The organism is Kitasatospora sp. NPDC058243 (genome assembly GCF_042882025.1).
Classification (GTDB): Bacteria; Actinomycetota; Actinomycetes; order Streptomycetales; family Streptomycetaceae; genus Kitasatospora.
Genome location: NZ_JBHVWW010000132.1, coordinates 1 through 6,472 on the forward strand (window position 1 = coordinate 1; position 6,472 = coordinate 6,472).

At 72.6% G+C, this 6,472-nt stretch carries 5 protein-coding genes and 1 pseudogene; all 6 read left to right on the plus strand.

Features of this window, described 5'->3' with window-relative positions; all coding sequences use genetic code 11:
• A partial coding sequence (gene infB, locus ACFVX9_RS39350) for a translation initiation factor IF-2 (RefSeq protein WP_387987057.1) occupies positions 1-2,415 on the plus strand: 2,415 nt, incomplete at its 5' end.
• Between the two features lie 215 nt (positions 2,416-2,630).
• The gene (locus ACFVX9_RS39355) at positions 2,631-2,927 is read left to right on the plus strand and encodes a DUF503 domain-containing protein (RefSeq protein ID WP_063347622.1); all 297 of its coding nucleotides are present in this window, start codon (positions 2,631-2,633) and stop codon (positions 2,925-2,927) included.
• Between the two features lie 153 nt (positions 2,928-3,080).
• Entirely contained in the window at positions 3,081-3,521 is a 441-nt protein-coding gene (rbfA, locus tag ACFVX9_RS39360; RefSeq protein WP_063347621.1) for a 30S ribosome-binding factor RbfA, read from the plus strand.
• Between the two features lie 2 nt (positions 3,522-3,523).
• Positions 3,524-4,627 (plus strand): bifunctional oligoribonuclease/PAP phosphatase NrnA, encoded by a 1,104-nt coding sequence (locus ACFVX9_RS39365; RefSeq protein ID WP_387987062.1) that lies wholly within the window; start codon positions 3,524-3,526, stop codon positions 4,625-4,627.
• Positions 4,628-4,661: 34 nt separating this feature from the next.
• Positions 4,662-5,591 carry a tRNA pseudouridine(55) synthase TruB gene (gene truB, locus ACFVX9_RS39370; RefSeq protein WP_380380904.1) on the plus strand — a complete coding sequence of 310 codons (930 nt, stop codon included), beginning with the start codon at positions 4,662-4,664 and terminating at the stop codon, positions 5,589-5,591.
• Positions 5,592-5,908: 317 nt separating this feature from the next.
• A pseudogene (locus ACFVX9_RS39375) lies at positions 5,909-6,472 on the plus strand (hypothetical protein); the annotation flags it as partial.

Here is a 6,472-nt window from a genome sequence, read left to right on the forward strand (position 1 = left end):
GGTGGCGACCGTCCGCGTCCCGCTGGTGCTCCCGGTGCCGACCGTGGCGCCGCGCGTCCGGGTGGCGACCGTCCGCGTCCCGCTGGTGCTCCCGGCGCTGACCGTGGCGCCCCGCGTCCCGGTGGCGACCGTCCGCGTCCCGACGGCATGCCGCGTCCGGCCGGTCCGCGCCCCGGCGCCCCGTCCCCGTCCGGCATGCCGCGCCCGAACCCGGGCATGATGCCGCAGCGTCCGGCTCCGGGCCCGCGTCCGGGCCCCGGCGGCCGTGGCCCCGGTGGCCCCGGTGGCCGTCCGGGTGGTCCGGGTGCCGGTGGCGCCCGTCCGGGCTTCCAGGGTCGTCCGGCCGGTCCGGGCTCGCGTCCGGCCGGTGGCGGCGGCTTCGGCGGTCCGCGTCCCGGTGGCGGTGCCCCCGGTGGCGGCGGCGGCTTCGGTCCGCGTCCCGGTGGTTTCGGTGGTCGTCCCGGCGGCCCGGGTGCCCGTGGTGGCACGCAGGGCGCCTTCGGTCGTGGCCCGGGCGGTCGCCCGGCGCGTGGCCGCAAGTCGAAGCGGGCGAAGCGCCAGGAGTACGAGGCCATGCAGGCCCCGTCCGTCGGCGGTGTGATGCTGCCTCGCGGCAACGGCCAGACCGTTCGCCTGTCGAGCGGCGCCTCGCTGATGGACTTCGCGGAGAAGATCAACGCCAACCCGGCCGCGCTCGTCTCCGTCATGTTCAACCTCGGTGAGATGGTCACCGCGACGCAGTCGGTCTCCGACGCGACCCTCGAGCTGCTGGCCGGCGAGATGGGCTTCATCCTGGAGATCGTCAGCCGCGACGACGAGGACCGCGAGCTGCTGGAGTCGTTCGACATCGACTTCGGTGCGAACGAGGGCGACGAGGACCAGCTGGCCCCGCGCCCGCCGGTCGTCACCGTCATGGGTCACGTCGACCACGGTAAGACCCGCCTGCTGGACGCCATCCGCAAGTCCAACGTGGTGGCCGGCGAGGCCGGTGGCATCACCCAGCACATCGGTGCCTACCAGGTCGTCACCGAGGTGAACGGCGAGCAGCGCCCGATCACCTTCCTCGACACCCCGGGTCACGAGGCGTTCTCCGCCATGCGTGCCCGTGGTGCCAAGTCCACCGACATCGCGATCCTGGTGGTCGCGGCCAACGACGGTGTCATGCCGCAGACGGTCGAGGCGTTGAACCACGCCAAGGCCGCGGGTGTGCCGATCGTGGTCGCCGTCAACAAGATCGACGTCGAGGGCGCCGACCCGACCAAGGTCCGCGGTCAGCTGACCGAGTTCGGTCTGGTGGCCGAGGAGTACGGCGGCGACACCATGTTCGTCGACATCTCCGCGCGCCAGGGCCTCAACATCGAGCAGCTGCTGGAGGCCGTGGTCCTCACCGCGGACGCCTCGCTCGACCTGCGGGCCAACCCCGAGCAGGACGCGCAGGGTATCGCCATCGAGGCCCACCTCGACAAGGGCCGCGGCGCCATGGCGACCGTGCTCGTGCAGCGCGGTACCCTCCGCGTCGGCGACTCGATCGTGGTCGGCGACGCCTACGGCCGCGTCCGCGCGATGCTGGACGAGAACGGCAACAGCCTCGCCGAGGCCGGCCCGTCCCGCCCGGTGCTGCTGCTCGGTCTGACCTCGGTGCCCCGCGCCGGCGACAGCTTCATCGTCGTCGACGAGGACCGCACCGCCCGTCAGATCGCCGAGAAGCGCTCGGCCCGCGACCGCAACGCCGCCTTCGCGCAGCGTCGGGTCCGGGTGTCCCTGGAGGACCTGGACAAGGCCATCGCCGCCGGCGAGATCGAGCAGCTCAACCTCATCATCAAGGGTGACGTCTCCGGTTCGGTCGAGGCCCTCGAGGACGCGCTCGTCAAGCTGGACGTGGGCGAGGAGGTCGAGCTCCGCATCCTGCACCGCGGTGTGGGTGCGATCACCGAGTCCGACGTCAACCTGGCGATGGGTTCGGACGCCATCATCATCGGCTTCAACGTGCGCGCCGAAGGCCGTGCGCGTACCGCGGCCGACAAGGAAGGCGTGGACGTCCGGTACTACTCGGTCATCTACCAGGCGATCGAGGAGATCGAGAACGCCCTCAAGGGCATGCTCAAGCCCGAGTACGAGGAGGTGCGCCTCGGCTCCGCGGAGATCCGCGAGGTGTTCCGCTCCTCCAAGTTCGGCAACATCGCGGGTGTCATCGTCCGCGAGGGCCTGTTGCGCCGCAACGCCAAGGCCCGCCTCATCCGCGACGGCAAGGTCGTGGCGGAGAGCCTCAACATCGAGGGTCTGCGCCGCTTCAAGGACGACGCGACCGAGGTCCGCGAGGGCTTCGAGGCCGGTGTCACCCTGGGGTCGTTCAACGACATCAAGGTCGAGGACATCATCGAGACCTACGAGATGCGCGAGAAGCCGCGTTCGTAGTCGGTGAAAGCCGGGGCCGGTCGACGGGTGGTATTTCCGTCGACCGGCCCCGGTCTCGCTGTGTAGGGTCCGGGGTAGTTCAGATGTTGCAGCGTTCTGATGTCGCAGCGTTCAGATGTGGCAGCGTTGAGATGCCGCAGCGTTCAGACCCAGTACCGGCAGCCCGGTTCCGGGCTGCCCCCCGAGGCCTTCCAGGTCGGCGAGACCTGTCATACATGTTCGTGGGAACACTCACCTTCGACCTGCTGTTGGGCGACGTCCACTCGCTCAAGGAGAAGCGTTCGATCGTGCGGCCCATCGTGGCCGAACTGCAGCGCAAGTACAGCGTGTGCGCTGCCGAGACCGGGAACCAGGATCTGCACCGCAGGGCCGAGATCGGCCTCGCGGTGGTGGCCGGCGATGCCGGCTACGTCACCGAGATCCTGGACAGCTGTGAGCGGTTGGTCGCCGGCCGCCCCGAGGTGCAGCTCCTCTCCGCGAGGAGGAGGTACCACAACGACGACGATGAATGAGAGCCGTGGAGGCGGTCGGCGGAAGTCGCCGTTCTCACACGGATCAGGACCCAGAGCGCCCGCAAGGCCGGGCGCGGGCCGGTACTTTGGGGCGTGGGCCCCGAAGGGTGCGCAGCTCACCCGAATGCCGGACCCACTGCACGAGGAGGCAACGTGACCGACACCGCAAGGGCGCGCAAGCTCGCCGACCGCATCCAGGTGGTCGTCGCCCAGACTCTGGAGCGGCGGGTCAAGGACCCGCGACTGGGGTTCGTGACCATCACCGACACCCGGGTGACCGGGGATCTGCGCGAGGCCACCGTCTTCTACACCGTCTTCGGCGACGAGACCGAGCGCGAGGCCACGGCCGCCGCGCTGGAGAGCGCCAAGGGCGTGATCCGCTCCGAGGTCGGCAAGATCGGGGTGCGTTTCACCCCGACGCTGACCTTCGTCGCGGACGCGCTGCCGGACAACGCCCGGAACATCGACGACCTGCTCGACCGGGCCAAGGCCATCGACGCGGCGGTGCGCACCACCGCCGCGGGCGCGACCTACGCCGGCGAGGCGGACCCGTACAAGGTTCCGGCGGCCGAGCGTGACGACGAGGACGAGTAGTCATGGCGGGTGAGCCGGCGAAGGCCGCCTCGCGAGCCGGTTCGACCACGGGGGCGTCTTCCACCAGCAGGGTGGAGGACGCCCTCGTGGCGCTCCCGGGGCCGCGCACCGAGGAGAGCGGTTTCGAGCTGCTCTGGCAGCAGGTGGTGGCGGAGATCGGGCGGGCCCGGTCGATCGACCTGATCTGCCACATCTGCCCGGACGGCGACGCCCTGGGCTCCTCGTTGGCGGCCGCGCTGGCGCTGCGCGGGCTCGGCAAGCGGGTGCGGGTCTCCTTCGGCGACGACCCGCAGATCGTGCCCGAGTCGCTGGCCTTCCTGCCCGGCCAGGAGCTGATCGTGCCGGCCGCCGAGGTGCCGGACGTCCCCGAGCTGGTGCTCTGCTTCGACGTGGCCGCGGAGAGCCGGCTCGGCCTGCTGCACGGCAAGGCCTTCGCCGCGCCGGTGCTGGTGGTGATCGACCACCACGCCTCCAATCCGGGCTTCGGCACCCACCAGCTGATCGACCCGACCGCGCCGGCGACCGCCGTCCTGGTCGACGAACTGCTGCGCCGGCTCGGCGTCGAACTCGACCAGGACCTGGCCACCTGCCTGTACACCGGCGTCGCCACCGACACCGGCTCGTTCAAGTACCGGGCCACCACGCCCGCCACCCACGAACTCGCCGGGCGGCTGCTGGCCACCGGCATCCGGCACGACCTGATCTCCCGGCAGCTGTGGGACACCTCCTCCTTCGGCTACCTCAAGGTGCTCGCGGGCGCGCTCGACCGGGCCGTCTACGAGCCGGACGCGGCCGGCGGGCTGGGCCTGGTGTGGACCTGGGTGCCGTACCAGGACCTGGTGCTGTTCAGCGTCACGGTCGAGGAGATCGAGGGGCTGATCGACATCCTGCGCCGCCCGGCCGAGGCCGAGGTGGCGCTGGTGCTCAAGCAGGACCCGGACGGCACGCTGCGGGGCTCCTCGCGTTCCAAGGGCGCGGTGGACGTCGCCGCCGCCTGCGCCGAGCTGGGTGGCGGCGGGCACGTCTTCGCGGCCGGGTTCAGCGCCCGGGAGGACGTGGCCGCGGTGGTCGAACGGTTCCGGAGCGCGCTGCGACCGGTACGTTGATCATCTCTTGACCGCTTTTTAGAGAAAGAACTTGATGAAGCGCAAAGGCACCGGCCCGGACGGCCTGGTGATCGTCGACAAGCCCGAGGGCATCACCTCCCACGGGGTCGTCGCCAAGCTGCGATGGCTGGCCGGGACGCGGAAGGTCGGGCACGCCGGCACGCTCGACCCGATGGCCACCGGCGTGCTGGTGATCGGCGTCGAGCGGGCCACCCGGCTGCTCGGCCACCTGATGCTCACCGCCAAGACGTACGAGGCGACCATCCGGCTCGGCCAGACCACCGTCACCGACGACCGGGAGGGCGAGGTCACCGCGTCCGCCCCGGCCGACGGGGTGACCAGGGAGGCGATCGACGCCGGGATCGCCGCGCTCACCGGCGAGATCATGCAGGTGCCCTCCAAGGTCAGCGCGATCAAGATCGACGGCAAGCGGTCGTACGCGCGGGTGCGCGAGGGCGAGGACTTCGAGCTCGCGGCCCGGCCCACCACGATCCACTCCTTCACCGTGCACGCACAGCGCGCGGCGCTCGCCGAGGACGGCACGCCGGTGATCGACCTGGACGTGACCGTCGAGTGCTCCTCCGGCACCTACATCCGGGCGCTGGCCCGCGACCTGGGCGCCGGGCTCGGCGTCGGCGGCCACCTCACCGCGCTGCGGCGCACCAGGGTCGGTCCGTACTCGGTGGAGTCGGCGCACACCCTGGAGCAGCTGGAGGCCGCGGTCACCGGCGAGTCCCCGGCGGGGCTGCAGGTGCTGCCGATAGGGGAGGCCGCGGCCGCCGCCTTCCCGCGCTGGGACCTGGACGAGTCGCAGGCGGAGAAGCTGTCGCACGGCGCCCGGCTCAAGGCGCCCGGGCTGGGCGTGGACGGGCCGATCGCGGTGTTCGGGCCGGACGGGCGCTTCCTCGCGCTGGTCGAGGAGACGGGCGGGCAGGCGAAGCCGGTCGCGGTCTTCGTCGGCTGACGCCCCGCAGCGCACGCGTCACCCCCGTCGGGAGTGTTCCGGCGGGGGTTTCGCCCGTTCGGGAGTCGTCCCGGGAGGGGTTTCGCTCGTTCGGGGGGGGGTGTTTCGGCGAGGTCCGGGGTTCCGGGTGAGGTCCGGAGGTTCGTTCCGGCGAGGGACGGGTCACCCGCCCGGGGGAGCGCGCGAGGTGAACGCCCGTGGTGAGCGGCGCAGGCGCGGTGGGGCCGCCTCCCGGGCGGGCAGGCTCCCCGACGGCGAGCAGGTCGCCGTGACGAGCCCGCCCCCGGGCCGTCCGGCCTGCGGGGAGGGCAGTGCGAATGCCGGGATTCCTGGACGGCGACGGCGTGGCGGGAGACCCGGGGCGGTACCTGCTGCGGATCCGCGACCTCAACGGGCGACTGCACGGCTTAGGGTTCGTCGCCGACCCGCAGGGCACCGTCCTCACCGCCCACGAGAGCGTCACCGGCCTGGACCGGATCGTCCTGCACACCCCCGGCGGGCAGACCAGGGTGCTGGGCCCGGACGCCGTACTGCCGCTGCCCGGGCACGGGCTCGCCCTGCTGCGCACCGACGCGGTCGGCGGGCTGCCCGTGCCGCCGCTGCCCGTCGCGGCCCTCGGGGCCGGGCGCGAGGTGCTGCTGCCCGCGCTGGCCGGCGAGGACGGGCGCGTGGTGGCGCTGCGTTGCGGTCTGCTGGGTGCCGCCGGGGCCGGGTACGGCGGGGTCGGCGGGGTGCTGCTGCTCGACCCGCCGGTGGTCGCTGGCGTCGCGGTGCCGGCCGGCTCGCCGGTGCTGGACGCCCGCAGCGGCGCCGTGGTGGCCCTGGCCGTGCCCGCGCTGCGCGGGCCGCAGCACGGCGGCGCGCTCCCGGCGGTGCCGGCC

Excerpts from the sequence above, each read along its gene's own strand:
- ACFVX9_RS39355 (WP_063347622.1), top strand. The coding sequence starts at position 2,631 with ATGTTCGTGGGAACACTCACCTTCGACCTGCTGTTGGGCGACGTCCAC.
- ACFVX9_RS39365 (WP_387987062.1), top strand. The coding sequence starts at position 3,524 with ATGGCGGGTGAGCCGGCGAAGGCCGCCTCGCGAGCCGGTTCGACCACG.
- truB (WP_380380904.1), top strand. The coding sequence starts at position 4,662 with ATGAAGCGCAAAGGCACCGGCCCGGACGGCCTGGTGATCGTCGACAAG.